The organism is Arthrobacter sp. UYNi723 (assembly GCF_054057635.1).
This window is the reverse complement of record NZ_JBSRZM010000004.1, coordinates 99,789-124,613: the sequence shown is the minus strand read 5'-3', so window position 1 is coordinate 124,613 and position 24,825 is coordinate 99,789. Positions and strand designations below refer to the sequence as shown.

The 24,825-nt window shown below is 66.9% G+C and carries 22 protein-coding genes; 12 read left to right on the top strand and 10 right to left on the bottom strand.

The window, feature by feature from the left end; genetic code table 11:
* Positions 1 to 54 precede the first annotated feature (54 nt).
* Both ACVWY0_RS04770 and ACVWY0_RS04765 read right to left on the bottom strand, forming a co-directional pair.
* Entirely contained in the window at positions 55 to 1,710 is a 1,656-nt protein-coding gene (locus ACVWY0_RS04770) for an HNH endonuclease signature motif containing protein (protein ID WP_485835651.1), read from the bottom strand.
* A 161-nt stretch (positions 1,711 to 1,871) separates the two neighbouring features.
* On the bottom strand, positions 1,872 to 5,357 hold the full coding sequence (locus tag ACVWY0_RS04765; protein ID WP_485835650.1) for a DEAD/DEAH box helicase: 3,486 nt from the start codon (positions 5,355 to 5,357) through the stop codon (positions 1,872 to 1,874).
* Positions 5,358 to 5,549: 192 nt separating this feature from the next.
* Here ACVWY0_RS04765 and ACVWY0_RS04760 point away from each other — a divergent pair, with 192 nt between their 5' ends.
* A complete protein-coding gene (locus ACVWY0_RS04760) occupies positions 5,550 to 6,401 on the top strand; it encodes a DMP19 family protein (protein WP_485835649.1) in 852 nt (283 codons plus the stop codon).
* Positions 6,402 to 6,472: 71 nt separating this feature from the next.
* Here ACVWY0_RS04760 and ACVWY0_RS04755 read toward each other — a convergent pair whose 3' ends face one another.
* A complete protein-coding gene (locus ACVWY0_RS04755) occupies positions 6,473 to 6,832 on the bottom strand; it encodes a DUF5655 domain-containing protein (protein ID WP_485835727.1) in 360 nt (119 codons plus the stop codon).
* A 64-nt stretch (positions 6,833 to 6,896) separates the two neighbouring features.
* On the opposite strand from ACVWY0_RS04755, the gene ACVWY0_RS04750 reads away from it, so the two are divergent.
* The 3 genes from ACVWY0_RS04750 to ACVWY0_RS04740 all read left to right on the top strand — a co-directional run bounded on the left by ACVWY0_RS04750 (position 6,897) and on the right by ACVWY0_RS04740 (position 9,074).
* The gene (locus tag ACVWY0_RS04750) at positions 6,897 to 7,532 is read left to right on the top strand and encodes a protein tyrosine phosphatase (protein WP_485835648.1); all 636 of its coding nucleotides are present in this window, start codon (positions 6,897 to 6,899) and stop codon (positions 7,530 to 7,532) included.
* 155 nt (positions 7,533 to 7,687) lie between these two features.
* Positions 7,688 to 8,266 (top strand): RNA polymerase sigma factor, encoded by a 579-nt coding sequence (locus tag ACVWY0_RS04745; RefSeq protein ID WP_485835647.1) that lies wholly within the window; start codon positions 7,688 to 7,690, stop codon positions 8,264 to 8,266.
* On the top strand, positions 8,259 to 9,074 hold the full coding sequence (locus tag ACVWY0_RS04740) for a hypothetical protein (protein WP_485835646.1): 816 nt from the start codon (positions 8,259 to 8,261) through the stop codon (positions 9,072 to 9,074). Before ACVWY0_RS04745 ends, ACVWY0_RS04740 begins: the two co-directional genes overlap by 8 nt.
* Before the next feature lie 42 nt (positions 9,075 to 9,116).
* Here ACVWY0_RS04740 and ACVWY0_RS04735 read toward each other — a convergent pair whose 3' ends face one another.
* Positions 9,117 to 9,644 carry a COG4315 family predicted lipoprotein gene (locus ACVWY0_RS04735; RefSeq protein WP_485835645.1) on the bottom strand — a complete coding sequence of 176 codons (528 nt, stop codon included), beginning with the start codon at positions 9,642 to 9,644 and terminating at the stop codon, positions 9,117 to 9,119.
* Positions 9,645 to 9,835: 191 nt separating this feature from the next.
* Between ACVWY0_RS04735 and ACVWY0_RS04730 the strand changes: the two genes are divergently transcribed.
* Both ACVWY0_RS04730 and ACVWY0_RS04725 read left to right on the top strand, forming a co-directional pair.
* Positions 9,836 to 10,336, top strand: a complete 501-nt coding sequence (locus ACVWY0_RS04730; protein ID WP_058930911.1) for a sigma-70 family RNA polymerase sigma factor — start codon at positions 9,836 to 9,838, stop codon at positions 10,334 to 10,336.
* Positions 10,333 to 10,998, top strand: coding sequence for an anti-sigma factor family protein (locus ACVWY0_RS04725; protein WP_485835644.1), 666 nt, complete (start codon positions 10,333 to 10,335; stop codon positions 10,996 to 10,998). Before ACVWY0_RS04730 ends, ACVWY0_RS04725 begins: the two co-directional genes overlap by 4 nt.
* A gap of 29 nt (positions 10,999 to 11,027) precedes the next feature.
* On the opposite strand, the gene ACVWY0_RS04720 is transcribed toward ACVWY0_RS04725, so the two are convergent.
* Entirely contained in the window at positions 11,028 to 11,510 is a 483-nt protein-coding gene (locus ACVWY0_RS04720) for a type II toxin-antitoxin system RatA family toxin (protein ID WP_485835643.1), read from the bottom strand.
* A 76-nt stretch (positions 11,511 to 11,586) separates the two neighbouring features.
* Entirely contained in the window at positions 11,587 to 12,465 is an 879-nt protein-coding gene (locus ACVWY0_RS04715; RefSeq protein ID WP_485835642.1) for a DUF1206 domain-containing protein, read from the bottom strand.
* A 188-nt stretch (positions 12,466 to 12,653) separates the two neighbouring features.
* Here ACVWY0_RS04715 and ACVWY0_RS04710 point away from each other — a divergent pair, with 188 nt between their 5' ends.
* Both ACVWY0_RS04710 and ACVWY0_RS04705 read left to right on the top strand, forming a co-directional pair.
* Positions 12,654 to 14,246: a hypothetical protein gene (locus ACVWY0_RS04710; protein ID WP_485835641.1), complete on the top strand. Its 1,593-nt coding sequence runs from the start codon at positions 12,654 to 12,656 to the stop codon at positions 14,244 to 14,246.
* Between the two features lie 63 nt (positions 14,247 to 14,309).
* Entirely contained in the window at positions 14,310 to 14,756 is a 447-nt protein-coding gene (locus tag ACVWY0_RS04705) for a hypothetical protein (protein WP_485835640.1), read from the top strand.
* A 72-nt stretch (positions 14,757 to 14,828) separates the two neighbouring features.
* Here the strand turns inward: ACVWY0_RS04705 and trmB are convergent, their stop codons facing one another.
* Positions 14,829 to 15,752 (bottom strand): tRNA (guanosine(46)-N7)-methyltransferase TrmB, encoded by a 924-nt coding sequence (trmB, locus tag ACVWY0_RS04700; RefSeq protein ID WP_104063208.1) that lies wholly within the window; start codon positions 15,750 to 15,752, stop codon positions 14,829 to 14,831.
* Between the two features lie 659 nt (positions 15,753 to 16,411).
* Between trmB and ACVWY0_RS04695 the strand changes: the two genes are divergently transcribed.
* Positions 16,412 to 17,896 (top strand): amino acid permease, encoded by a 1,485-nt coding sequence (locus ACVWY0_RS04695; RefSeq protein WP_485835639.1) that lies wholly within the window; start codon positions 16,412 to 16,414, stop codon positions 17,894 to 17,896.
* Positions 17,897 to 18,073: 177 nt separating this feature from the next.
* Here the strand turns inward: ACVWY0_RS04695 and ACVWY0_RS04690 are convergent, their stop codons facing one another.
* Together ACVWY0_RS04690 and ACVWY0_RS04685 are read right to left on the bottom strand one after the other, a co-directional pair.
* On the bottom strand, positions 18,074 to 18,274 hold the full coding sequence (locus ACVWY0_RS04690; RefSeq protein WP_485835638.1) for a hypothetical protein: 201 nt from the start codon (positions 18,272 to 18,274) through the stop codon (positions 18,074 to 18,076).
* Positions 18,275 to 18,619: 345 nt separating this feature from the next.
* Positions 18,620 to 18,808 (bottom strand): hypothetical protein, encoded by a 189-nt coding sequence (locus ACVWY0_RS04685; protein ID WP_485835637.1) that lies wholly within the window; start codon positions 18,806 to 18,808, stop codon positions 18,620 to 18,622.
* A 140-nt stretch (positions 18,809 to 18,948) separates the two neighbouring features.
* On the opposite strand from ACVWY0_RS04685, the gene ACVWY0_RS04680 reads away from it, so the two are divergent.
* Complete coding sequence (locus ACVWY0_RS04680; RefSeq protein ID WP_485835636.1) at positions 18,949 to 20,289, top strand: MFS transporter; 1,341 nt, start codon at positions 18,949 to 18,951, stop codon at positions 20,287 to 20,289.
* A gap of 1 nt (position 20,290) precedes the next feature.
* On the top strand, positions 20,291 to 21,673 hold the full coding sequence (locus tag ACVWY0_RS04675; protein ID WP_485835635.1) for an MFS transporter: 1,383 nt from the start codon (positions 20,291 to 20,293) through the stop codon (positions 21,671 to 21,673).
* 67 nt (positions 21,674 to 21,740) lie between these two features.
* Here the strand turns inward: ACVWY0_RS04675 and ACVWY0_RS04670 are convergent, their stop codons facing one another.
* A complete protein-coding gene (locus ACVWY0_RS04670; RefSeq protein WP_485835634.1) occupies positions 21,741 to 22,472 on the bottom strand; it encodes an SAM-dependent methyltransferase in 732 nt (243 codons plus the stop codon).
* Between the two features lie 326 nt (positions 22,473 to 22,798).
* On the opposite strand from ACVWY0_RS04670, the gene ACVWY0_RS04665 reads away from it, so the two are divergent.
* A complete protein-coding gene (locus ACVWY0_RS04665) occupies positions 22,799 to 24,733 on the top strand; it encodes a DEAD/DEAH box helicase (RefSeq protein ID WP_485835633.1) in 1,935 nt (644 codons plus the stop codon).
* The last annotated feature ends 92 nt before the right edge of the window (positions 24,734 to 24,825 follow it).

Sequence of the window (24,825 nt, the reverse complement as noted above, 5' to 3'; positions counted from 1 at the left end):
AACGGGTCCGTGGTCGCACTGCGTTGTGGGACCTGGGTTTGTGGGGCGCCTGGATCAGGCGCTGACGACGAGTTGCCAGTTCGGGAACGGGTCTTCGGGCAACGGTCCGTCCGGGAGCGCGCCGTCTGGGAACAGTGCATAGTAGAGCAGCGCATTGTCGGGGAGGTCTTCGTCGGGCAGTTCATGGTCGGGCAGTTGGAGGTCGACGAGGTGAAGATCCGGATCCGGGTCCTCCGGCAGCGGATAGTCCGGACGTGGATCTTCGGGGACGCCGTGCTCTTCCGGTACGCCGGGATCTTCGAATCCGGCCCGATCAGCACGGAGGACGGCGTCTGGCCATGGCTGTGGCCAGTGGGGTGGTTCCCAGTCGGGGTGTTCGCTTTGGTAGTGGCGTCCGGTGGGTGATGTCCAGCCGGGTGGTTCATTCTTGGTTGCTGCTTTGGGTGTCCAGCCGCTGGTGTGTTTCAGCCTGTGGTGTTTGGGGCATGGCTGTCCGAGATTTGATATGCCGGTGGTGCCGCCGTGCGCCCACGCGAGGAGGTGGTCCGCTTCGTTGTCGAGGGAGTGGTTGCCGCAGCCAGGGAACGGACACTTCCCGTCCCGCAGCCGAAGCCATTGGCGTTGGGCTTTCGTGAGCCGGTAGCTGGTCCGCCCGATCTCCAGCGGAGCCCCGTCGCGGGGGTCGATCAGGACCCGGTGGAAGGACTCGGCTCCGTCGGCGATGAGCTGCCGGGCCATGGACGGTGGGATCGGGCCGTAGCCGTCCAACATGGCGGGCTCCTCAGTGAGGCCCAGCAGCGACATCACCGGGACCGTGACAAGGACCTGTGCCCGCGGCGACGGAACACCGACCCCCATGTTTCCCCCGTCGCTGCCGGCCGCATCACCGGTCCCGCAGAGGAGCCAGGTGGCGACGGTGTCAGCGCGGAGCTGGCTGAGGGTCCGCCCTTCCTCCGGGCCCTGCAGGGCCCTGGCGGCGGCAGTAGTCCGGTCCCAGATCCCTGCCGCCTGATCCGCGGGAAGGTAGGCGGAGAGCCAGGCCATACCGTCACGGTCCGGGGCATACTCCAACCGCCGGTCGGCGGCGCACCTGGTGTGGCGCTTTTCGATGCTGACCGGATGATGGCGCTCCCGCCAGGTCCTGGCCTTGTGCCGGAACCTGCCGGGGGCGAGCTCACCGGCCGGGCACCCACGTGCCGGATTCTCGACGTCGGGGTCCAGGAAATGCTGTTCGAGGGCTTGGGCACCCGCAGGGTCGAGGTTCACGGTTTCGTCGATCATGATCCGGGCGTGCTGCCACGAAATGCTCCCGGCCTGCAGCGCCGAGAACGTCACCGGCAGGGCGGTGGTCAGCGCGTGCGCCTCCGCGAGCAGGGCACCGGCACTGCGTTCGCTGACCGTCAGGGCACAGGCCACCTCAGCGACCACGGCCATCTCCTGACCTCTGTGGTCCTGCGGCGACTCAGCAGGACCCGCAAGGGCCTGTGCCGCCCCGCTGTAACCGGCAGCCAGCCAGGCCTTCAGGGCGGCACTTTTCGCGTCCAGCCGTGAGATCTCGGTCAGCCCGTCCAGGAAACCATCCGCCCTCCGGCGCAGCGGATCAGCATCCCAGGAACCCGAGGAAACGGGCCGGCCGCGGAGCGCCACAGCAAGCTCAGCGAAAGACGCCGCAAGCGCCTCCGCCGTCGCCACAGCTCCTCTGATATCCATACCCAAAGCATCCCAGCAGGGTCTGACAAAAACGGAGAGGATAAACGCCTATGTGGATAACTCCGCTGACATCATTCTTGAAGTGCCGGCGGGGCGGCAGTGGCCACAAGTGTCCGTTCGCGCAGGGGCAAAGGGCGCGGAGCTTAAGTGTCCGTTCGCGCTCAGTCCTTGAACAGCCCCGCGAGGTCCTCGGCCGTGATCGACCCGCTGGACAGGGCGTCGCCCTCCATCACATCCGCGAACAGCTGCGACTTCCGGGCCTTCAGCGCCATGACCTTTTCCTCGATCGTGTCCTTGGCCACCAGCCGGTAGACCATGACATTCCGAGCTTGCCCGATCCGGTGCGTCCGGTCCACGGCCTGCGCCTCCGACGCGGGGTTCCACCAGGGATCGAGCAGGAAAACGTAGTCGGCCTCGGTCAGGTTCAGGCCAAAGCCGCCGGCCTTCAGCGAAATCAGGAACACCGGCGCGCTGCCGTTCTTGAATTCGTTGACGACGTCGGTTCGGTTCCGGGTGCCGCCGTCGAGATAGCAGAACTCGATCTTCTCCTCCACAAGCCGCTCGCGGACCTTGCCCAGGAACCCGGTGAACTGGCTGAAGATCAGCGCCCGGTGGCCCTCCGCAACCAGATCCTCCAGCTGCTCGAACAGCACGTCCAGTTTGCTGGACCGGACGCCGGACAGCGACGGATCGACCAGCGACGCGTCCAGGCTGAGCTGACGCAGCAGGGTCAGTGACTGGAAGATGGTGAACCGGTTCTTGTTCACGTCCTCGATCAGGCCCAGGATCTTCTGCCGTTCACGCTGCAGGTGCGTCTGGTAGACCTTCTGGTGGCGCGGGTTCAGCACCACCTCCAGGATCTGCTCCTGCTTCGGCGGCAGGTCCTGGATGACCTGGTCCTTGGTGCGGCGCATCATGAGCGGACGGACCCGACGGCGGAGCTTGTCCAGCTGCCCCTTGTCGCCGTTCTTTTCCACCGGCTTCTGGTAGTACTCGGCAAACCGTTTGGGGCTGGAGAACAGGCCCGGCGCCACGATGGACGTCAGCGCCCAGAACTCCATGAGGTTGTTCTCCAGCGGGGTGCCGGTGATGGCCAGCTTGAACGCCGCGGGCAGCTTCCGGGCGCACTGGTAGGCCTTGGACTGGTGGTTCTTCACAAACTGGGCCTCATCGAGCACCAGACCCGCCCAGGTCTTGGAAGCATAGGAATCGTAGTCGATCCGGAACAGCGCGTAGGACGTGATCACGATGTCCGCGCCGGCGAGTTCAACGGCCGCATCCTGGCTGTTCTTGGCAAAGGTTTCGCTTACGATGCGAACAGTGAGGCCCGGAGCGAAGCGCGCGGCTTCCGCCGCCCAGTTGCCCACGACGCTGGTGGGGGCAACCACCAAAAAGGGAGTCACGCCGTCGGGCGCTGGAACATCGGACGCTGCTACCTGAGCCGGCGCGCCCGCTGCTGATCCCGGAGCCGTGCGAGCGGCCGCAAGCTCAGCAGCCTGCTCCTTCGCCGCGCACATCAGGGCGAGTGCCTGCACGGTCTTGCCCAGGCCCATGTCGTCGGCGAGGATCCCGCCGAGGCTGTGCCGGTACAGGAAGCTGAGCCAGTTGTAGCCCTCGAGCTGGTACGGCCGCAGCTCGGCATTGAGCGAGGGAGGCAGCGGCAGCCCGTTGATCCCGCCTTCGAGCAGCCCGCCCACGGCCTCACGCCAGGCGGCGGCCTGTTCATCGACAATGCCAAGCTGCGCGAGCTCGTCCCAGAGCCCGGCCTGGAAACGGCTGATCTGCAGCGGGGCATCCTTGTTATCCTGCAGCGAGCGGGCCTCCTCGATCAGGGCGCGCAGCTGGTGCAGTTCCGGCAGGTCCAGCGAGAAGTAGGCGCCGCTGGGCAGGAGCATCTTGGTCTGGCCCGCGGCCAATGCGGAGAACACGGCGGCGAAGGACACCGGCTGGCCCTCGAGCGAAATCTGGATGCCAAGGTCGAACCAGTCGCGCTGTTCGGTGGCCTTGGTGGAGATGGAAACGACCGGTGCTTCCTCGGCCTCGCGGTAGTCGGCGATGTCCCCGGCAGTGTCCACTGAAACGTCCGGCGCGTTCCGGAGCTCGGGCAGGACGTCCTCGGTGAAGGCCAGGGTGTCCAGGCCGTTCAGTTCGGCGGACGCGGACAGGCGTGGCGTGCCCCAGCCGCCGGTGGCCGATTCGCCCAGGGCCGGGACAACGTTCCACGGCTGGCCGATGCCCTCCAGAATGCGGGCCTCGGCGGTGTCGTCGCGGTAGCCGTGGTCGCCGGGGTGCCGCCACAGCGGTTGGGCCGTGACCAGGTTTCCGGACTTGTAGTGCCATTCCCAATGCAGCCGGACCCGGTGGTCCGCGCCGTAATTGGCCAGCAGGGAAAGGGTCGGGAGGGCCAGGGCGGGCAGCGCCACCGACTCGTCCGTCGCCGTGACCCGGGCAGCCTGCTTCAGCTTCGGGTAGAAGCCGGTGAGGAAGCGCGTCTCGTCCTTCGCCGGAATGTGCAGCGTGCTGCCGGCCGTGACGAAGGTCAGCAGCTCCTCGCTCAGCCCGCTCTCCAGCGGGGCCAGCGTGATCACATTCTCCGCGGAAACCCCGGGCAAAGCCTCCCCGCCCGTGGTCAGGAAAATGCCGTGCGCGGGGCGGCCAATGGTCCCCACCGACGCCGGATCAACGTCTTCCCCCTCAACGGTGATGGTGGGCGCGAGCTCCAGCCCGCCGTCGTCGTGCGTTGCGCCGGGAGCCGCAGCGTCCCCACCCACGGGTGAGCCGTATCGGCTCAAATTAAGCCCGACGGCGGCGGGAGACTCGGCGAGCCGCACCGGCTCGGTGCCGCGGCCGTGCACCAGGGCGAGGCCGATCTTTTTGGCGTCGGTGAGCAGGCTCCACATGTTCTTCCCGGCGAACGTGTTCAGGCCCAGCCACAGCGCGGAGGAGTTATGAACCCGGTTGGCGGCGGCGGTGTGTGCGGCCAGGAATGCCTGCATCCACTCGATGTGCGCCTCGTTGCATTCGCGGCGGAAGTTCAGGTAGCTCAGGGTGTTCCAGGAGACGTCGCCGCGGATCCACTTGCCCTTGGCGCCCATGATCACGGGCCGGGCCTTGAGCTGGCGGACGCTGCGGAGCGGGTCGCGGCGGCCTGTGTAGGAGAAGTGCGGCGCCGGTTCCTCGATCTCGAACTGGAGGGCCAGCGGGATGCCGCTGATGGACTGGGTGATGCCCGGCTGCGAAATGAGCGGGCTGAGGGCCTGCTCCCAGTCGGCCAGGTCCAGGTTGGCGGGCTGGCGGGAAAGCCGGGAAACTTCAGCCGGGGCCAGGAGCTGGACGCGGATGGCCGGGTTGTCCTCGGCGGCGAACAGCAGCGCGGCCACATGCTTGCAGTCCTTGCGGACGGGGCAGCTGCAGACACCCACGGTGCAGCTCCAGCCGCCCGATTTCCGCACCAGCTTGGCCGTGGTGGAGTAAGGGACGTCGGCACCTCCCCGGACCTTGCCCAGCATGAGCCCGGTGGCGGCGTCGAACGACATTCCGGAAACCCGGCTTCCCATGGCATACGCCAACCCGGCCGCGAGGGAGCGGTCGTTAATGGCGGGGGTCTGTATTGCCAGTGCCGCACTCTCGTCCGGTTGGGATGGCATGGTGCGCGCTACTTTCAGCTGGCCACGGGGGTGCCGTGTCCGATCGGAGGTTATCTGCTTCATCTTAGTTCGCCCGGCAGGAGCCTGAAACTTCGCCTGACGTTCACTTCCGCCTCAACACACCGCCGCCCCCGCCGACGTAGCGTGAAAGTGTCCTGAGCAGCACCGAAGCATTCAGCAGTGAGGAATCCCATGACCATGAGCCAGAACCCTGTCGTCCTGACCAAGGCCAGCATCGATGCAGGCAGCGAGGAGGTCGTAGATGCCAACGTTCATGTGGTGAACGCCATGTACGGGAAACTGCTCGACGCCGGCGAGATCGCGCCCGCGGCACTGGGCAGCTACTACGTTGACTTCTACGTCACGCAGTCCTTGGAGGGCGGCTTCGCCCAGTACGTGTTCACCGCGGACCGGGACGAAGTGGACCCGCTCATCCGCGAGGGCCTCGCCGGGATGGGCGCAACGGCCCACCTGGAACTCTTCAACCGGACCGTTGCGGCGTTTGATGCCTTGTCCGAAGAGGACGAAGAGCGCTACCTCGACGGCGACCTGGACACCGAGGAAGAGTCCAACGGCGCCGTGCGCACCATCGAAGAGCTCGATGGCGAGTTCGAGGAGCTGTTCGAAACCGAAAACATCACGGCGCTCAACGCCGCCTGGCTCCTGTCCCAGGAGGGCCTGCTGGTGCTCGACGACGAGGAGCTCGACGCGTACATCGAGCGTCAGGTTGCGCTCATCCCCAACCTCGAGGAGCGCCAGGCGGCGGCCGACGAGGAAGCGCTGGAGGACGCCCCGGACTTCGAGGTCATCATCCGCGAACTGTGCGACATCGCCGGCTACACGCTGCAGAAGATCACCATGGGCGACCCCAACTACATGCACGACGGCGAGAAGACGCTGGCCTGGCACTTCACCACGGACCACGGCGACTTCATCATGGTCGAGGATGACGAAGAGGCGTTCATGATCAACCCGGAGACTCAGGAAATCGTCGCCGCCGTTGAGTTCGAGGAAGCGGACGACGACGAGATGATCGACGCGTAGGGACCTCACCACGGTCCCGGGCCGGGTTCGTCGGAAGTTTCCGGCGACCCGGCCCGCCGTCGTTTCAGCTATTAGATGTTCTGGTCCAGCGCCCTGGCCAGGATTTCCAGCAGTTCCTCATCCACCTGGTCCACAGACGTGAGCCGGACGCGGCGGTCGAAGGGATCATCGGCCCGGGCCTTCAGGGCTTCCAAACGCCCTCCGGCGGCTGCGTCGAGGCGGAGCGCGACGTCCACGGCGGTGTTGGTGGTCCGGGTGACCTGGGCGAACTTCCGGCGCGGGCTGTGCAGCGAGACGTAGCCCTTCCGCATCTGGATCTCCACGCCCTCGGTGGCCGCCGCCCACGCCAGGAGCGCATCGGCGATGGGCCGGAGCCGGGCCCTGGAAAGAAATTTGGGAGGCGCCGTAACTTTCCCGGTCCGGCCAGCGATGAAGGGGGTGAAGGGTTCCTCACGGAGCCGGATCTGAATTGTTCTCTAGGTTTTGGAGTGTCACATGTCGTTGTTCACTGTTCTCGCAACCAGCAAAATCGCCGCCGGAGTACTCGCCGCGGGCACCCTGGCCGTCGGTGGAACCGGCGTCGCAGCAGCTTCCGGCGCCCTCCCGGCCGATGCACAGCAGACCGCCCACGAACTGCTCGGCGCCCCGGCCCCCAAGCTGGCCGCTGACGCCACCGAGTCGGCTTCCGCAAACGCTTCCGGTGATGCAGCAGTAACCGGCGAAGCAGCCGTCTCCGACGATGAGGTCGCAGCCGAGGCCAACGCATCCGCCGCTGCCGGCACCGCAGTGGACGCAGCTGGCGCCGCAGCCTTTGGCCTCTGCACCGCCTTCGCCAACGGTGGACTGAACGTTGCCTCCGAGGGCTTCTCGTCGCTGGTCATCGCCGCCGAGGGCGAAGGCAACGTTGACGCTTTCTGCACGGACGTCGTCGCACAGGGTGCCGCCTCTGCCGATGCCGACGCCGCTGGCGAGGGCTCTGCCTCCGCCAAGGCTGAGCGCCCCGAGCTGCCCGCTGTTCCCGCCGTACCGGCAGTTCCGGGTGTCGACGGCGAGCCTTCCGTTCCCGCCGTTCCTGCTGTTCCCGCCGTGCCGGGCGACGTTGTAGACGTTCCCGCCGTTTCGGGCCGCTAGGACCTGCTCAGCTAGTGTGGACTGCGGGAACCGGCTCCGGACGGACCGGATTCCCGCAGTCCACATGGCAGCCAGATAGCTGACCGACCGCAGCTGACCGACAGCAGCGGAGCACGCCGCGCCGAATACCGGGATGAGCGACTACGCTGCCCGGGATGGAGGAGCCACTGGTGCTAGACACTTTGGCCGAAGAAGACATAGATACATTTGCAGACACAGCCGGTGCTGATCCGGCTGTGCTCTTCGGCGCTGTCTATCGAACCTTGTCCGGAGCGGTCCTGGGTTACCTCAAGGCCCGTGGCGTGGATGATCCCGAGGCTGTCACCCAGGATGTGTTCCTGGCGTTTTTCCCCAAGATTGGTGAGCTGACCGGCGGCCTCCAGGGCGCCAAGTCGTTGGTATTCTCCATCGCCCACGCCCGGATGGTGGATTACTACCGGCGGGTTGAACGCAGGCCGGACTTCACTCCGTACGACCCCCTGCAGGACGGGCGCAGCACGGCGTCCGCGGAGGACCACGCCTTGGGCCACGGCGGCGGCGCGGCCCACTTGCTGGCAGGCCTGACCGATGAACACCGCCAGGTCCTGGCACTGCGGGTGGTGGCCGACCTCTCCATCGAACAGGTGGCCGGCATCATGGGCAAGTCCCAGGGTGCCATCAAGCAGCTCCAACGCAGGGCGCTGCAAAACCTCAAGGACCAGACTCTTAGAAGAAACCAGGCAGATCATGAGTGACACCGCAGGCTCACGCAACGGTTCCCGCGAGGACGCGTCTGTTGACCGGTTGCTGCTGGAGGCAGGGCTGCACGACGACGGCGGCCTCCGCCCCGTCCTGCTGGAGCTCCGGGCGCTCGCAGCCGAGCGGCCGGTACCTTCCGATGCGGTTGCCGCGCTTATGAGGCCTGCCGTGACACAGACTCCTGCCGTGACACACACTGCTGTCCCGACGCCTGCGCCGAGCCGCGCGGCAGCCACCCGTCACCTGGCGGTGGCGGCATCCCCTCAATCAGAGCCCACCGTAGCCCCCGCCGAGGCAACCGGCCAGCTCACGACCGCCACCGACGAGCTCGCCGCCCGCCGTCGGGCCAAGCGGAGGATCACCCTCACCACGCTGTCCGTGGCCGTTTCGCTGGCGGCCGGCGGCGCCGTTGCCGTGGCCTCCGACCAGGGGATCCGGGATTCCATCGGCCAGGTCAACCACGCAGTAACATCCTTCGTGTCCACCGTTGGCGGCGGGCCTGCCCCCGCGCCGGTGGAGACCCCGGCTCCGGGACCGGGCCAGCCCGCCGTCCCTGCCGTAGGACCCACCGGGACGGCTGACACTGTGCCGGTTCCGGCCGTACCGGGATCCGGTTCCAGCCAGGCCACGCAGCCCGCTCCGGCCCCTTCAGGTTCAGCGCCGGCAGTGCCCCTGCCGGACCTTCCCCTCCCCGAAAACGTCACGCCGGGTATGCCGGGTGGGCCGCTGAACGGCGAGGGACAGCCCCCGGCTCTGCCCCTGCCGGCCACGCCTCCAGTCCCGCTGCCCGGCCTCCATCCTTAAGCGGTCAATCCGTAGGCGGTCGATCCGTAAGCGCCAGAACTGTCAGTAGCCTGACGCCGCTGTCCGGATCATTTCCCCGGCCGGCGTGGCCAGGTACCAGACGTCGTTGACGCCCTGCCCCAGGACGTCGCCGGGATTCTTATCCTTCGCGAAGTAGTACAGCGGCAGTCCATTCAGGGTCACCTGCTTGGCCCCGTCCGGCGTCGTGATTGTCCCGAGCGTGCCGGTGACGCCTTCTGCGGCAGGCTTGGCCGCGGTGGTGAGGAGCGGTGGCCACGCGGTCAGGCACGCTCCCGTGCAGGCGCTGGTGCCGGAATCCTTCACGTCCTTGGTGAAGAAATAGACGCTCATGCCCGCGGAATCCACCACGATGTTGCCGGCGCTGGAGGATGCTGTCTTGAGGTCGACGGCGGCCGCTGCGGTGGGGGAGCCAGCGGTCGGGGCGGCGGAGGTTGCCGCTGGGCTGGTGGCCGCCGGAGTGGTGGTGGTGGTTCCGGGGCTGCCGCCGCAGCCTGCAAGTGCGGCTATGAGAGCCGCTGCGGCAAGACCTGTGCTCAAATGCTGTTTCATGGGGATGCTCCTTGGCTGGGGCCCGGCGTAGGATACCGGGCACTAACCGGTACGACGCACCAGGGTGAAGAATGGTTCAAAGTGAACCGTTTGCCGTCCGCCGACGTTATATCGCATGAGTGCACGGAGCTTCAGCGTCGTTGTAGTCGCGCATTTGTAACCGCAGACCGGATCAGGGACAGGAGGGCGGCATGCCGCTGGATGAGGACGTGGTGGCTGCGATCTACCGCGAACACGGCTCCGCCCTGCGCCGTTTTGTGCTCAGCGCGTCCCGGGACCCGCAGCTGGCCGAGGACGTGGTCCAGGAGACCGTGCTGCGCGTCTGGCAGCAGGCCCCGGACATCACCGGAAGCCTGCGCAGCTACCTGTTCCGTACAGCGCGGAACATCATGATCGACAACTACCGCAAAGCCCAAAGGCGCCCGGCCGAAGTGATGGAACGCGAACTCGCCGATCCCGCCGAGGCCGTGGAACGCGTGGATGAACTCCTGAACCGTGTGCTGATGGAAGAGGCGCTGCTGCGGCTCAGTACCGAACACCGCGATGTCCTCGTGGCCCTCCACTACCGCCGTTTCACTGTCAACGAGGCCGCCGTGCAGCTGAACATCCCCAGCGGAACCGTGAAGTCCCGGGCCTATTACGCCGTCAGGGCGCTGCGGACCATCCTCGATGAGATGGGGGTGGAGCGGTGAACGCCTCTGAGCTGCACCAGCTGCTGGGCGCCTACGTGCTCGGCGGGCTTGACCCCGCGGATTCGCAACGTTTCGAAGCCCACCTCGAGGACTGCGCGGACTGCCGGACCGAACTCGCCGAGCTTGAAAGCCTGCCGGCCCTGCTGGATGCGCTTCCCGTCCCGGACGCGGTGGCGCTCACCGGGAGCGCCCGCCCCGGGGTGGCCCCTGAGCCAGCCAGCTCCGTGCCGCGCAGGGTCCTCGATGAACTGGCCACCCGGCGTCGTAAATTACGACTGCGGTGGGCGGCCGTGGTGGGCGCCGTCGCCGCGGCGTGCCTCGCCTTGGGGGTGGCCGCGGCCCCGCTGCTCAGCCGGCCGCCGGAGCCGGACGCCAGCTACTCGGTCCAGTCCGGCAATGGCCTTCAGTTCAGCATCGACCTTGCCCGGAAAACATGGGGCACCGAGCTGGCCGTGAACGGCAGCAAACTGCCGCTGGACGGAACCCTCTCGCTCTGGATCCGGGACCGCGACGGCGGCGAGGACCGGGCATTTGCCTGGACCGCGACGCCGAGCGGGAGGGTGAAGGTCATGGGCGCCACGCCACTTCAGCTGGCCAGCATCGCCAGCCTGGAACTGCGGGACGAAACCCAGCACGCCGTGGCTGTGATTACGGTGCCGTGATCCCTTTGCCGGCGATCACGGTCCGGTGTTCACGGTGCTTGGCGGGCGCGGAACTCGGCCACCAGGGCCGGATCCTCGCAGGCCCGGGCAAACGCGTCGATCCTCTTAGTGATCTCACGGCCCAAAAGCCAGGCGCCCATCCGTTCAGCCACCGGCCGCAACCAGGCCGGGCGGCACGAAAAGGTGTACTTCCAGACCGCGCGGGTGCCGCCGTCGTCCGCGGTGAAACGCCAGCCGCCACCGAACCTCCCGAAAAACCACGGTCCGGACACCATGGTCATACCCACGTTCCTGGGTGGCGAATAGGAAACGTATTCGCTCACCATCACCAGGCCCAGGCGGGACACGGTCCGTGTCCGGACGCCCTTTCCGGCGGACGTTGCGCTGTTCAGGAAACCTTGGGCCGAGATGAACGGGTCCCATTTGAGCCGGAACGCGCCGGTGGTCTGGGAGAGGGCAAAGACTGTCTCCGGATCGAGGCGGATGAGTCGTTCGGCGCGTACCTGGGGCATGGACCCACCCTAACCGGAGGCCGGGTGTTCCGGGTTGGTGGGCATTCCGGGCCGGTCCCGGAGAATGCGCCCATCCCTACATTTTGGCCAGGCGTGCCCGGACCACCATATAGAGTCCGTAGCAGGTGAGGCCGGCGCCCACTGCGGCCAGCAGGTACACGCCGAAGGGCTGTTCGCGCAGGGCCCTGAGTCCACCGTCCAGGCCGGTGGATTGATCCGGATGGGCCTGCAGGGTGGCGATGGAGATGAGCATCCCGGTCAGCAGCAGGACTATGCCTTTGGCGACGTAGCCGGTCACGCCCAAGGCGGAGACGGCCGTCCGGGCAGAGCGGGAAACGGGCATCGTGAGGTGCTTCTCGAACGTCTTCTTGATTCCGCGGATGCCGTAGATGATCCCGGTGATGGCCATGCCCAGACCCACGAGGACCAGCAGTGCTACGCCGCCGGGGGCCTTCATGACGGCGACGGTGAGGTCGCTCGCCGATTGCTGGTTGTCGCCGCCGGATCCTGTGCCCATGGCGAAGCTGGCCAGGGTCACGGCGAGCCCGGCAAACACCACGGCCTGCGCTGCCGCTTTGGCCTTTTTACCGACTTTGTCCTTGGTGGGCAGTCGGTTGTAGTCGAAGACGGCGTCGCTGGCCTGCCAGACGGCAAGGGCCGCGCAGGCGGCAAAGCTTGCCCACAGGAGGAACGGCCCGGCGGGCTGGCTGGCCAGTTCGGAAACAGCCCCGCTGAAGTCAGCATTCCCCGAACCACCCATGGCGAGGCGGATTGCGATGGCGCCCACCAGGAAGTGCAATAGGCCGCTTACCGCGAAACCCACCCTCGCCAGCAACTCCAGTGCGCGTGAGTTGGTGACGTCCTCCGCCGCGCCTGCGGCGTCTTTGAGTTCTCTTTTGATGGCGCTTCCTTCGGGCCAGCGCCGCAGGGGCGCAGATTTGCGTGCCCCCCGCACAACCCCATCGTGCCACGCGAAGCCGGCCCCGAACAGTACCAACTTTTGCGCACCGCGGACCGACAGTAACTGCGTGTGCGTTGGTGTGCCCGGCGATGGGGAGGGTTCCCCATCGCGGGAGAATTGCCACCATGCGACGATATGTCCAGCGATAGAACTAACTCTTAATACTCTCCGGGGGAGACACCATGACTTTTTACGGCGCGGACGTCAGTCAGTTGCGGGAGCTGGCGAGGGCCGTTGACAAGGCGGCCGCGCTGCTCAGCAGCCGGGCCAGCTCCCTGCAGGGCCAGATCCAGTCCGCGCCATGGAAGGGTGCCGACGGCGAGCTGTTCCGGCAGGACTGGTCCGGCAACCACCGCCCCAGCCTGGAGCGGGTGGCATCCAGCCTCCGCCACAACTCCAAGCTGCTCCTGCAGCACGCAAACGAACAGGAACAGTCCTCCGCCGCGACCGGCGGCGGCAGCAGTGGCGGTGGCGGGACCAGCGTCCTGGACAAAATCAAGGACCTGGGCAGCCGCGCCCAGAACTGGCTGGAGGAACGGGTAGCGAAGGCGGCAGCGGCTGAGGCCTACCGCCAGGAGCTGAAGGAGGACATGGATGGCATGCTCAAGGCCAGCCCGGAAGAGCAAGCCAAGTGGTGGGCCAGCCTGTCCGAGGCGGACCGGAAATACCTGATCGAAGGCGAAGACGGGAACGGCCCGTTCGCCGATGACCTCATGAGGATGGACGGCGGAATTCCCCAGTCCGCCCAGGATCAGGCGAGTGCCCACCTCCGGGAACTCGCCAAGACCGAAACTCCCGTATACACGGAGTCTGGCAAGGCCTCCCTTGATGCCCGGGTTGCCTGGTTCCACGCCGGCGCGGAGGTAGGCACCGTCGTCGTAGAGAATGCAGACGGTTCGGCCACCATGAAGGTCTACGGGAACGTGGGCGTAGGAGTGAACGACACCACCGGCACGGCCGGGGTCACGCTGAACGGAGAGGCCTCGCGCGAGTACAAGTTCGGCAGCCTGGAGGAGGCCATGGCCGCCCGCAACCAGATTTATACGGATCTCCCGCCGGACAGCGTCGGTGAGATCAAGGATGTGGCAGGCAACCCGCCCGGCTACATCCTGGACACCATCAACGATGCTGCGGACGACAACGGCTCCACCGGCCACGACGACAAAGCCAAGGGAACGCTCTCCCTCGAAGCCAAAGGTGAATCCGGCCCGGCTTCGGGCTCGGCGAAGCTGGACCTTGCCTACGAGCGGAACCTGACGGACGGCACGGCCACCGCCAGCGCCGAGGTGTCGGCCCAGGGCAAGCTGGACCTTGACGGCAAGGTGTTCGAGGCCTCGGGCAAGGGCGGCCTGGAAGTGAACCTGGATAAGAACGGCAACATGGAATCGGTCGCCGTATCCATGGAGGGCACGGTTGCGGGGGGCGCCAGCGCGGGTGCCGACCTCCAGGGCGCAAAGGCTGAGTCCAGCGTGACAGTGGGCACTCAGGGCACCGTGAAGATCAATGTTGAGTACTCGCCGGAGAACGCGCCTGTGATCGATAGCTACATGCGCAATATGGCGTTGGGAGACACGGTTGCGGCCGGCCACGACGCCGCCAAGCTCTACGCGGCAGGTTCCGCCACGGTCCAGGTGAACAGTGTGGTGACAGCATCCAACGAGTTCGGTGTTGACCTCAAGGCCGGCGAGGTGGAGGTCAAAACCGAGAACAAGGCAACCACCAACGTGTCCACGTACTATAAGGTCCCGAACGACACCAAGCTCGAGAAGCTCTGACGTCCCGTGCCGGATCCGCACGTGCCAGCCAGCCCAGCCAAGACTTACCGCTAAGGAGCAACCATGTCAGTTCATATCGAGTCCCCGCTGGGATTCACGGCAGACTTCCCCGAGCACACCCAGGTTCTGGAGGACTCCGCCGCCGGGCCAAACACGGAGCAGTATGGCCTGCTGGGCGGTGTTCTGGTGACGGTCATCAAGGACGACACCTCAGTGACCGGCGCCGCCCAGGCCAACGGCTGGGCACACCTGATGTCAGGCTTCTACCTTGAAGACCGGGCCGGGACCATCCTCACCGAAGGCGAACTGAACGTACCCGGTAAGTCCTCGTACGCCGTCGTGGTTGGATACACGGATCCGGCAGGCGAGGCGAGGGTCGCGGCCACTGTGGGTGTTTGGGAGAACAACCGCTTCATCGGTGTTGTGGTGATCTGGCCGTGCGTGAACCCGGAGATCGAGCCGCGGCTGGGGATGCTCAAGGAGATCGTCGCCTCCATCAGCGTGAACTGACCCCAACTAAGTAGCGCTAACTGCCGTTCTGAGCCTTCAAAACGGCAGTTGGCGCTACTTACATTTCAAGGCTCAGCGCCGGCGGTAGCAGAGGTCGAAGATCAGCCGGCCGGCCTCGTGGGCCTTCGCCTCGAAACTCGTGCGGATCCGGCCTTCAAAGCGCGGCGCCCAGCCGCCCGTTTCATCAACACCCTCGTTGGGACCTGTATGCGCGGTACTCACCGGCGCCCGGCCTTCGCGGACGGGCGCGCCGCCCACCAGGGTTTCGACGCCGGATTGCCACACCTGGGTGAGCGGACTTTCCGGGCCGTGGCGCTCGCCGGTGTGGAGGTTTTCGAAGTCCGGCGAGTCCGCGAGGACGTCGCGGACGTGGACAGCGTAGTTGGACCAGTCCGTGGCGACCCGCCACAGTCCGCCCTTGGTGAGTGCCCGTGCCGCCAGTTCGGCGAACTCCGGCTGGATGAGGCGGCGTTTGTGGTGCCGTGACTTGTGCCAGGGATCGGGGAAGAACACCCACAGCTCGCTGACGGATCCTGCCGGCAGCATGGTGGCGAGGACCTCGGGCGCGTTGGCTTCCACCACCCGGACGTTGTTCAGCCCGCGGCTGTTGATCTTGATGATGGTGTTGGCCAGCCCCGGGGTATAGACCTCGACCGCCAGGAAGTCCGTGTCCGGGTTTTCCTCGGCCGCGTGGCAGATGGCATCGCCCAGCCCCGAACCGATTTCCACAATCAGCGGTGCCTTGCGGCCGAACTCGGCCTCAGCGTCGAAGGTGTAGTCCGGGTGGACCGACGTGTTCGCGATGTGCCGGGGCACGTCCAGCGCCCACCGGTCCGAGTGCTCTTCCCACGCCGTCTGACGGCGCCCCTGGAGGCGGGTTCCGCGGCGCACAAAGCTCACCGGCCTGCCGCCGTAAGTGCCGAAAGACGCCTGGGTACCGGGCGTCACCGGGCGCGGGACATGCGGAGGCTGGGGGGATTCTGGGGATTCGCTCATCCCTTCCAGAATACCCGGGGGTGCGCCGCCGGCCTGGGCCCTTCAGGCCGAGCGTCACCGGATAACTCCACAGCACCAACGGTGCAAACGAGTCCAGACCCCCAGCGCCGTCAGACGGTGATGATGGCACCCACCAACGAAAGCTCCCAGCGGCTCACTGAACATGCCCAGGTGGCGGCCCTCCAGTTGCGGCGTGAGGAATCCAGCCCGGGGCGCGTCTTACTTGTGACGGCGCCACTGGACGCCGCCGCCCTTCTCCATAGCCCGCCCAAAATATGACATGGGACACAGGGCGACAACTGAGGCTACGATCCTCGACACTTGTCGATCCGTGCCGGGACTAGCCGAAGCACCGCGCAAAGAATCCAGAACCCTCAACAGGCAGCTTCCGCCGTCGTCGCAAATTCCCGACACGCCAGCGAAGAACGCACTTCTCGGAGCACGCAAGGGGGCCGCCCCTCCGGCAGTGCCGCCGACAGGGACCACCCCGTAGCGCCGGTTGGCCGAACCGCCGCGACGCCGGGGCGCCGGAATACCGGCCCTAGTCTTAACCCACCCGCAAAAACTGTTACCTCCGTCACGCCCACGACGGATCCGTGCGGACCGCGATGCCGAATTCCCATCCCGCATCCCACCGCCTGTGACAAGGAAGAAGCCTAATGTCTGAACGCACCACCACGGCCGCCCCGCCCACTGCATCAGAATCTGCCCCCGGGAGCCACGGCCAAGAACCGCATCTCGCCCGCGCCCTGGGCAACCGCCATATCCAGCTGCTCGCCATCGGCGGCGCGATCGGCACCGGCCTGTTCATGGGCTCCGGCAAGACCATCTCCCTGGCCGGCCCGTCCGTCATCTTCGTCTACATGATCATCGGCTTCATGCTGTTTTTCGTCATGCGGGCCATGGGCGAGATCCTGCTGTCCAACCTGAACTACAAATCCTTCAGTGACTTCGCGGGCGACCTCCTCGGACCCTGGGCAGGCTTCTTCACCGGCTGGTCGTACTGGTTCTTCTGGGTGGTTACCGGCGTGGCCGACATCGTGGCCATCGCCGGGTACGTGGACAAGCTCGCGCCGGGCACACCACTGTGGATCCCGGCCTTGATCACCCCCGTGGTGTTGATCCTGCTGAATCTGCCAAGTGTCAAGGCGTTCGGCGAGGCGGAGTTCTGGTTCGCCATAATCAAGGTGGTGGCGATCCTGGCACTCATCGCCACCGGCGTGGTGATGATCGCCACGCACTTCACGTCGCCTAGCGGCGCCGTCGCCAATCTGGCCAACATCTGGAACGACGGCGGCATGTTCCCGCACGGCATGTTCGGCTTCATCCTCGGCTTCCAGATTGCCATTTTCGCCTTCGCCGGCATCGAGTTGGTGGGCACCGCAGCCGCGGAAACCAAGAACCCGGAAAAGAACCTGCCGCGGGCCATCAATTCCATCCCCGTCCGGGTCCTGCTGTTCTACGTAGGCGCCTTGGTGGTCATCATGGCCGTCAACCCGTGGCGCAGCATCGATCCGGCCAGCAGCCCGTTCATCGGCATGTTCACACTGGCCGGTCTGGGCATCGCCGCGGTGGTCGTCAACCTCGTGGTGCTGACCTCCGCAGCCTCCAGCGCCAACTCCGGCATTTACTCCACCTCCCGCATGATTTACGGCCTGGCCCAGGACGGCAACGCACCGAAAGCATTCGGAAAGCTGAGCATCCGCAAGGTCCCGCAGAACGCGCTGCTGTTCTCCTGCATCTTCCTGCTGGCCGGACTGGTCCTGCTCTACGCCGGTGATTCCGTCATTGGCGCCTTCACCATCGTCACCTCGGTGGCTTCTGTGCTGACCATGTTCGTCTGGTCCATGATCCTCGTCAGCTACCTCGCATTCCGCAGGCGCCGGCCGGCGCTGCACGCCGCCTCGACATTCAAGATGCCCGGGTCCGCCTTCATGCCCTACGTGGTGCTGGCGTTCTTCGTCTTCATGCTGGTGGCGCTGGCCCAGGCTGATGACACCCGGCTCGCGCTGGTGATAGCCCCGGTCTGGTTCCTGTTGCTCGGCGCAGCCTGGTACTTCAACCGGCAGACCCCGCTGCAGCAGGCCCGGATTGAGGAATGGAAGGCCGTCCGCTCGGCCGAGGAAGCCCCCGTGGCCGTCTGACCACCGCATCCCACTCAAGCATGGAGCCCTGGCCGGTTGTTTCCGGCCGGGGCTCCTTTGCGTGTACGCCCGGCATGGGCATTTGCTTGGAGGAGAAAGTGGTTTAACTGCATCCCCAGGCCCTTGATGGCTTTCGGGGTGTTCATCGGATTCCTCTCGTAAACGGCATGGTGGTGATCAGGGCCAGATCCTGGCGCTGATCCATCCAGTCAATGAACTCGATCCCGGCATCGGCACGTCTTCCGAGCCGTCCGTGACGACGCCGGCCTTTGCTACCTGCTTCTCTTTGGCACGGTCCATTGCCGCGTCCGTGCGGGCCTTCCCGCGTGCCTTCCGGGCGTCTTCGAGTTCCATGACCATGGACACCGAATGCACCACGGCCGGCTGAATACCAGGGCAGAGACCGGAATGGCTTCGGAGCTGAAGGCCGAGGCCGGCACGTACCCGGTGCGGGTGTGCCAGTGCCCATTGACGATGACAGACACGGGCGCGTCACCGTCCAGGTGCTGCCAGCAGTCCATCAGGTCCGCGTCCTCATAGTCGGCAATATCAAAATCAGGATCCTGCAGGTGCCGCAGCAGAGCGGCCATCTGATCCGGACCCAAGGGCCGGAAGCCCCGATTAGAGCCCATCATCGAGGCATGCGCCATAGCGGAACGGACTTCCTGATAGATCGCCTGGCCTACGCCTTAGCTCCTCCGCCGAGTTGATCCGCACGGCCCATCAAGGTCTCGGACCGGGGAAGCGGAACGTCTCATAGATGCGGTGCTGTTCGGAGCGGGACTGCACCGCGTCCACCAGGTCACCGTAGGACTCCAGCAGCACCCGGGGCACATTCGCGGCCCGGCGCTTCTTGATCCAGACCAGGTGATCGGCCGAGTCCAACGGCACTGCACGGGACAGGGACTGCACATGCGATACCAGCGGCTGCCGGCGGGCGCAATGAGGCTGAAGGCCAGGCTCGCTGTTCCTTCGCCGCTGCCGTGGGCCTTCGGCGCGGCCGACGTCAGGGCAAGTCCGGGCGGCAAGGCGGGACAGCGTGCAGTGACAGAATGGGTCCCGTGACCCGTGCTGACAACGTTGACGTGCCTGGACTGCTGATCGACGCCGAAATCGACGACATCCCCCCAGCGGCCCCGACGCGCCTTCCGGGCCAGTCGGGCGGCGGACCGGAGAGCCCGCACGGCAGCCGGCGTTCGCTCGTGTACCTGGGCCTCTGCCTGGTGCTTATCGGGCTGAACCTCCGCACGGTTTTCTCCAGTTTCGCCGCGGTTCTTCCGGAGATCACGTCCGACGCCGGCCTGCCGGGCTGGGCCGTCGTGGTGCTCACCACCGTGCCCGTGACGCTCCTGGGTGTCTTCGCACCGCTGGCCCCTGTCCTGGCCCGCCGGTTCGGCGCCGAACGCGTCCTGCTTGGTGCCATGGCAGTACTCACGGCGGGGCTGCTGCTGCGGCCCGCGGACATCGGCGGCCTGGTGCCCGGTGCCGGCCATCTGCCTACCTTGCTGGCGGGAACTGCTGCCTGCGGTGCCGCCATCGCCCTGTGCAACGTGTTGCTGCCAGGGCTGGTGAAGCGCGATTTCCCGCATCGGCTGGGTCTCATGGGCGGCCTGTACACCACGGCGATCTGCGCGTCGGCCGCCATCGGAGCCGGCTTTACCTACCCGGTCTTCACGGCGACGGGGGAGTGGACCTCGGCGCTGTGGTTCTGGGCGGTTCCTGCCGCCGTCGTACTTTTGCTGTTCCTTCCGGTGGCACTGCGCCAGCACCCCGTCCGGCACCAGGCCGCCAACCTCGGCGTCAACGTGTGGGGTTCGGCGGTGGCATGGCAGGTGACCATCTTTATGGTGCTGCAGGCCATGATGTCCTTCAGCGTCTTTGCGTGGCTGGCGCCGATCCTGCGCGAACGCGGCGTGGACGGCGCAACGGCCGGCCTGATGGTCTCTGTTTCAATCGTGCTCCAGATGATGGGCTCGCTGTTCGCCCCGGCGCTGGCGGCGCGGTTCCGTGACCAGCGGGCCATCAACGTGGTGGTGGCGCTCATGACCGGCGGCGGGTTCGCGCTGAGCATCTTCGGACCCCTGGAACTCATCTGGGTGTGGACCGGGCTGCTCGGCCTGGGACAGGGAAGCCTCACCGCGGCTGCCCTGACCATGATCATGCTGCGGACCCGCGACGGGCACACGGCCGCGCACCTGTCCGGGATGATGCAGGGCGTGGGCTACGGGCTGGGTTCCACCGGCACGCTGATGGTGGGCCAGCTGCACCAGGCCACGGGATCGTTCACGGCCGCCGGGGTCCTGTTCCTGGTGGTCGGTTCGCTGGCCGCGGTGTTCGGCTACCGCGCGGGCCGGAACCGCTACATCGGCGACTCCAGCCGATCGGGCCAATAGCGTGCCCGATTCCGCCCTGCCGGCCACGCATTCCGCCACCACAGCCGGGATCCTGCAGCGACCGTACCTGTGGGTGACCATCGGCGCATGTGCCCTGGTGTTCCTCGCGGCCTTCGAATCGCTCGCCGTGACCACCATCATGCCTGTCGTCAGCCGCGAGCTCGACGGCGCCAGCCTGTATGCGCTGGCCTTCGCCGGGCCGCTGGCCACCGGCGTGATCGGGATGGTGGCGGCCGGAAACTGGTCGGACCGCCGCGGCCCAACAGTCCCGCTGTACGCCTCCGTGGCGTTGTTCGTGCTGGGCCTGATCATCGCGGGCACTGCCGTGTCCATGCCCATGCTGGTTGCCGGCCGCCTGGTGCAGGGGCTTGGCGGCGGCGCGCTGACGGTTGCGCTCTACGTGGTGGTGGCCCGCGTCTACCCGGCCGTCCTGCACCCCGGGATTTTTGCCGCCTTCTCCGCCGCATGGGTGATCCCGTCCCTGGTGGGCCCGTTCGCGGCCGGCATCGTGGCGGAGGTCCTGAGCTGGCACTGGGTGTTCCTGGGCGTGGTGGGGCTGGTGGTGCCGGCCGTGGTGATGATTGTTCCGGTGCTCCGCGGCATCGACCGGCCTTCTGAGCAGGCCACGGTCCCGCCCTGGGCGCTGGGCCGCCTGGCCTGGGCGGCGCTCGCCGCGCTCGCTGTGCTGGGGCTGAACCTCTCCGCCGGAGTCACTATCGCGGCCGTTCCCACAGCCCCGGCACTCCTGGCCGCGGCCGCCGTCGTGATTGCCCTCGTGGCCGTGCGGCCGCTGGTACCGCGCGGAACACTGCTCGCCCGCCGCGGCCTGCCCAGCGTGATCCTGACCCGCGGCCTGGCGTCTGCCGCATTCTTCGGTGCCGAGGTCTACCTGCCGTACCTGCTGATCGAGGAGTACCAGTTCCCGCCGACGTTCGCCGGCCTGGCACTCACCGGAGGCGCGTTGTCGTGGGCGGCCGCTGCCGCCATCCAGGGCCGCCTCGGCACCCGGCTGCAGCACCGGGCGGCGGTGCGCATCGGCTCAGCGCTGGTCCTGGGAGCCATTCTCCTCACGTTGGCGACGTCGGCGCTGCACTGGCCTGCCGCCGTCGCGATTGCCGGCTGGCTCTTCGCCGGCGGCGGCATGGGGCTGCTGTATCCGCGGCTCAGCGTGATGACGCTCGCCACGTCCACCAAGGAAAACGAAGGCTTCAACAGCTCGGCGATGTCCATCTCGGACTCGCTGGGCGGGGCGCTGGCGCTCGCCGCCACGGGCATCGTGTTCGCGGCATTTACGACGACGGCGGAATCGTTCGCGGGGGTCTTCGCGCTGACGGCGGTGGTGGCCGTCGCCGCGGTTGCGGTGGCGCCGCGGGTTTCCCGCTAACCCCCCGGAGTTTTTGTCCACATAACCCGAGTTGCGGGCCGCGAAGGCGCTTTATCTGGACAAAAACTCAAGCCAGCCGGGTGGCGCGGAGCACGGTGTCGCCGATGACTGCTTCCTCGCCGTCCGGACCTGAAGCCGTCCGCTCCCGCGTGGTGTTGACCTCGAGTTGCCAGTCCGGGGAATCCAGGCCGAGCTCCGCCACGAGCTGCGCCGGGGTGTAGAACATCTCCGGTCTGGTGTGGTTTCCCCACGGCGGCAGGTGGTCCGGATGATGGCCCACGATCAGCAGCGTGCCGCCCGGCTTGACCGCCGCAGCCGCCGTCCGCAGCGGACCCTGCCACGCCAGGTGCGGCGAATGCAGGAACTGGGAGGACACCAGATCGAAGGTTGCCGTGGGCTGCCACTCCTCCAGATCACACTGTTCCCAGTGGATGCGGCTGGGAATTTCACCGGCTCCTTCGGCGTGCACACTTTCACGGTCCAGGGCCGCCTTTTCGTGGACCAGCGCCCGTTCCAGCGCCACGGCGGAAACGTCGACGGCGGTGACGGTCCAGCCCTGCTGGGCGAGCCAGATGGCGTCGGCACCTTCGCCGCAGCCCAGATCCAGCGCCTTGCCCGGCCGCAGTCCCGCGCCTTCGCGGACCAGTTGCGGGTTGGGTTTCCCGCTCCAGAATTTCGGCTTGCTCCGGTACCTTTCGTCCCACGCCTCGGCGGCACTGCGCTGCGGTTCATCCCCAATCCGGGTGCCGCCGTCGTCGGTTGTGTGGTGGTGGTGGTGGTCCGCACCCCGTTCAGTCATGCCTCAAGCCTGCGCCTGCCGGGCACCCAAAGGCAACGCCAGCACCCCCTGCACCACGTGCTTGAAAGAGGCCAAGGCGCGGGGATGGTACGCTTAGGGGACTTGATGTGCAGTGATGCCCGCTCGTCCCTTCATTTGGGAAGCGGGTTTTTTCATGTGAGAGGCACATCCTGCGTCGATGAACGCGTTCCATTTGGTCCCAGCCGCCGCCCTGAATTGGGCAGCAGCACGGTTGATCACCTGACTTTTCTTCGGCGAAACCCTTGAGCCAACCGGCATCGGGGGCCGATATCCGCACGGATACCGCCTGAAAGACCATGAAATATATGACTACTTTTGCTGCCCTCGGCACGCCCAAAGAACTTGCCGACACCCTCACGGCACAGGGAATTGTTGAGCCGTTCCCCATCCAGGTCAAGACCCTCCCGGACACCCTGGCCGGACGCGACGTCCTGGGCCGCGGCCGCACCGGCTCCGGCAAGACCATCGCTTTCGCCATCCCGCTTGTAGCACGACTCGCTGAGCGGGAAGCCAAGCACTTCCGCAAGCCCGGCCGCCCCATGGGCCTGGTCCTGGCACCGACCCGTGAACTGGCCACCCAGATCAACGCCACCATCGAGCCGATGGCCAAGGCCATGGGCCTGACCACCACCGTGATCTACGGCGGCATCTCCCAGGCACGCCAGGAAAAGGCACTGCGCGCCGGCGTCGACATCGTCATCGCCTGCCCGGGCCGCCTGGAGGACCTGATCCGCCAGCGCATCCTGACCCTCGAAGGCGTCGAGATCACCGTCCTGGACGAGGCCGACCACATGGCCGACCTCGGCTTCCTCCCGGTGGTCAAGAAGCTCATGGACATGACCCCCAGCCAGGGCCAGCGCCTGCTGTTCTCCGCCACCCTGGACAACGGCGTGGACAAGATCGTCCAGCGCTACCTGTCCAACCCGCTGACCCACGCCGTGGATGAGTCACAGGCCGCCGTGACCACCATGGAGCACCACGTCCTGGTGGTCAACGACCAGACCGTCAAGAAGCAGCTGATCGTTGAGCTCGCCTCGGGTTCCGGCCGCCGCGTCCTCTTTATGCGGACCAAGCACCACGCCCGCAAGCTGGCCAAGACCCTGACCGACGCCGGGATCCCCGCCGTCGATCTGCACGGCAACCTCTCGCAGAACGCCCGTGACCGCAACCTGGCCGAGTTTTCCTCCGGTGACGTCCGCGTCCTGGTGGCCACCGACGTCGCAGCCCGCGGCGTCCACGTGGACGACGTCGAACTGGTGATCCACGTGGATCCGCCCACAGAGCACAAGGCATACCTCCACCGCTCAGGCCGTACGGCCCGCGCAGGTTCGGACGGCACCGTTGTCACGCTGACCCTCCCGGAGCAGCAGTCCGACGTCAAGAAGCTCATGAAGGCTGCCGGCGTCGAGGTTAACTTCGAGCGCGTCACCGCCAACTCCCCGCTGGTTGCTGAGCTCGTGGGCGAAATGGCCGACAAGATCGATCCGCGCACCCGCGCCGCTCTTCTCGCCAAAAAGTCCGCGCAGGGTGGCGGCACCTCCACGGGTGCCAACGCCGAGCGCAAGCGCGCCCGCCGCAGCCAGGAAGGCCCCACCGCCGGTGGCCGTGGCGGCCGGGGCGGACGTGGACGCGTCTCCGCTGAGCCGACCCGCACGGATCTTCCGCGCGCCGAGCGCCGCGCTGTTGCCTACGAAGGCCGCACCGAGGCACGGGCAGCATTTGACCGTGTAGCCGAGCAGAACGAGGACCGCGCCATTGCAGCAGCTGCTGCTCGCCGCAATTCCCGCGGCCACGGCGCCACAGGCTCCACGCACCGCAACGACGTCCCCGCAGCAGGTGGCCGTGCAGCGGCCGGCCGCGGTTCAGACGGCCGCGCTGCTGAAGGCCGCACGGATTCACGCGTTACCCGCAGCGATGCCCCCCGTGGCGGCACGGGCCGCCCGGCTACCACCGGCGGACAGCGCGGCGGACGTCCGGCAACGGGCCAGCGCGCAGCCGGGGCCCGCACCGCAGGCGCCGGTGCAGGTGCCCGCACGGGTGGATCCGGCCAGCGCGCCGGAGCCTCCACGGGCAACTCGGGCAACGGCGGCAACGCCGGGAACAAGGCTGTTTGGTCCTCCAACACCGGCGGCACGTCCGGTGGCTCGTACGCCGGTAACGGTGGCGGCAGTGGCCGTCCGGCACGCAGCGGTCCCCGCCGCGCGTCGGCTCCGGCCTCGAACGAACGCCGCAGCCGCTAACCAGCACTAACTCGGTTTCGACAGGCTCAACCACCGGGTTTCGACAGGCTCAACCACCGGGTTTCGACAGGCTCAACCACCGGGTTTCGACA

What these genes read in the sequence shown, in the direction of transcription:
- ACVWY0_RS04665 (WP_485835633.1), top strand. Translation starts at nt 22,799, where the DNA reads ATGACTACTTTTGCTGCCCTCGGCACGCCCAAAGAACTTGCCGACACC.
- ACVWY0_RS04770 (WP_485835651.1), bottom strand. Translation starts at nt 1,710, where the DNA reads ATGGATATCAGAGGAGCTGTGGCGACGGCGGAGGCGCTTGCGGCGTCT.
- ACVWY0_RS04730 (WP_058930911.1), top strand. Translation starts at nt 9,836, where the DNA reads ATGCCGCTGGATGAGGACGTGGTGGCTGCGATCTACCGCGAACACGGC.
- ACVWY0_RS04745 (WP_485835647.1), top strand. Translation starts at nt 7,688, where the DNA reads ATGGAGGAGCCACTGGTGCTAGACACTTTGGCCGAAGAAGACATAGAT.
- ACVWY0_RS04705 (WP_485835640.1), top strand. Translation starts at nt 14,310, where the DNA reads ATGTCAGTTCATATCGAGTCCCCGCTGGGATTCACGGCAGACTTCCCC.
- ACVWY0_RS04720 (WP_485835643.1), bottom strand. Translation starts at nt 11,510, where the DNA reads ATGCCCCAGGTACGCGCCGAACGACTCATCCGCCTCGATCCGGAGACA.
- ACVWY0_RS04710 (WP_485835641.1), top strand. Translation starts at nt 12,654, where the DNA reads ATGACTTTTTACGGCGCGGACGTCAGTCAGTTGCGGGAGCTGGCGAGG.
- ACVWY0_RS04670 (WP_485835634.1), bottom strand. Translation starts at nt 22,472, where the DNA reads ATGACTGAACGGGGTGCGGACCACCACCACCACCACACAACCGACGAC.
- ACVWY0_RS04695 (WP_485835639.1), top strand. Translation starts at nt 16,412, where the DNA reads ATGTCTGAACGCACCACCACGGCCGCCCCGCCCACTGCATCAGAATCT.
- ACVWY0_RS04680 (WP_485835636.1), top strand. Translation starts at nt 18,949, where the DNA reads ATGGGTCCCGTGACCCGTGCTGACAACGTTGACGTGCCTGGACTGCTG.
- ACVWY0_RS04735 (WP_485835645.1), bottom strand. Translation starts at nt 9,644, where the DNA reads ATGAAACAGCATTTGAGCACAGGTCTTGCCGCAGCGGCTCTCATAGCC.
- ACVWY0_RS04760 (WP_485835649.1), top strand. Translation starts at nt 5,550, where the DNA reads ATGACCATGAGCCAGAACCCTGTCGTCCTGACCAAGGCCAGCATCGAT.
- ACVWY0_RS04765 (WP_485835650.1), bottom strand. Translation starts at nt 5,357, where the DNA reads ATGCCATCCCAACCGGACGAGAGTGCGGCACTGGCAATACAGACCCCC.
- ACVWY0_RS04740 (WP_485835646.1), top strand. Translation starts at nt 8,259, where the DNA reads ATGAGTGACACCGCAGGCTCACGCAACGGTTCCCGCGAGGACGCGTCT.
- ACVWY0_RS04750 (WP_485835648.1), top strand. Translation starts at nt 6,897, where the DNA reads ATGTCGTTGTTCACTGTTCTCGCAACCAGCAAAATCGCCGCCGGAGTA.
- trmB (WP_104063208.1), bottom strand. Translation starts at nt 15,752, where the DNA reads ATGAGCGAATCCCCAGAATCCCCCCAGCCTCCGCATGTCCCGCGCCCG.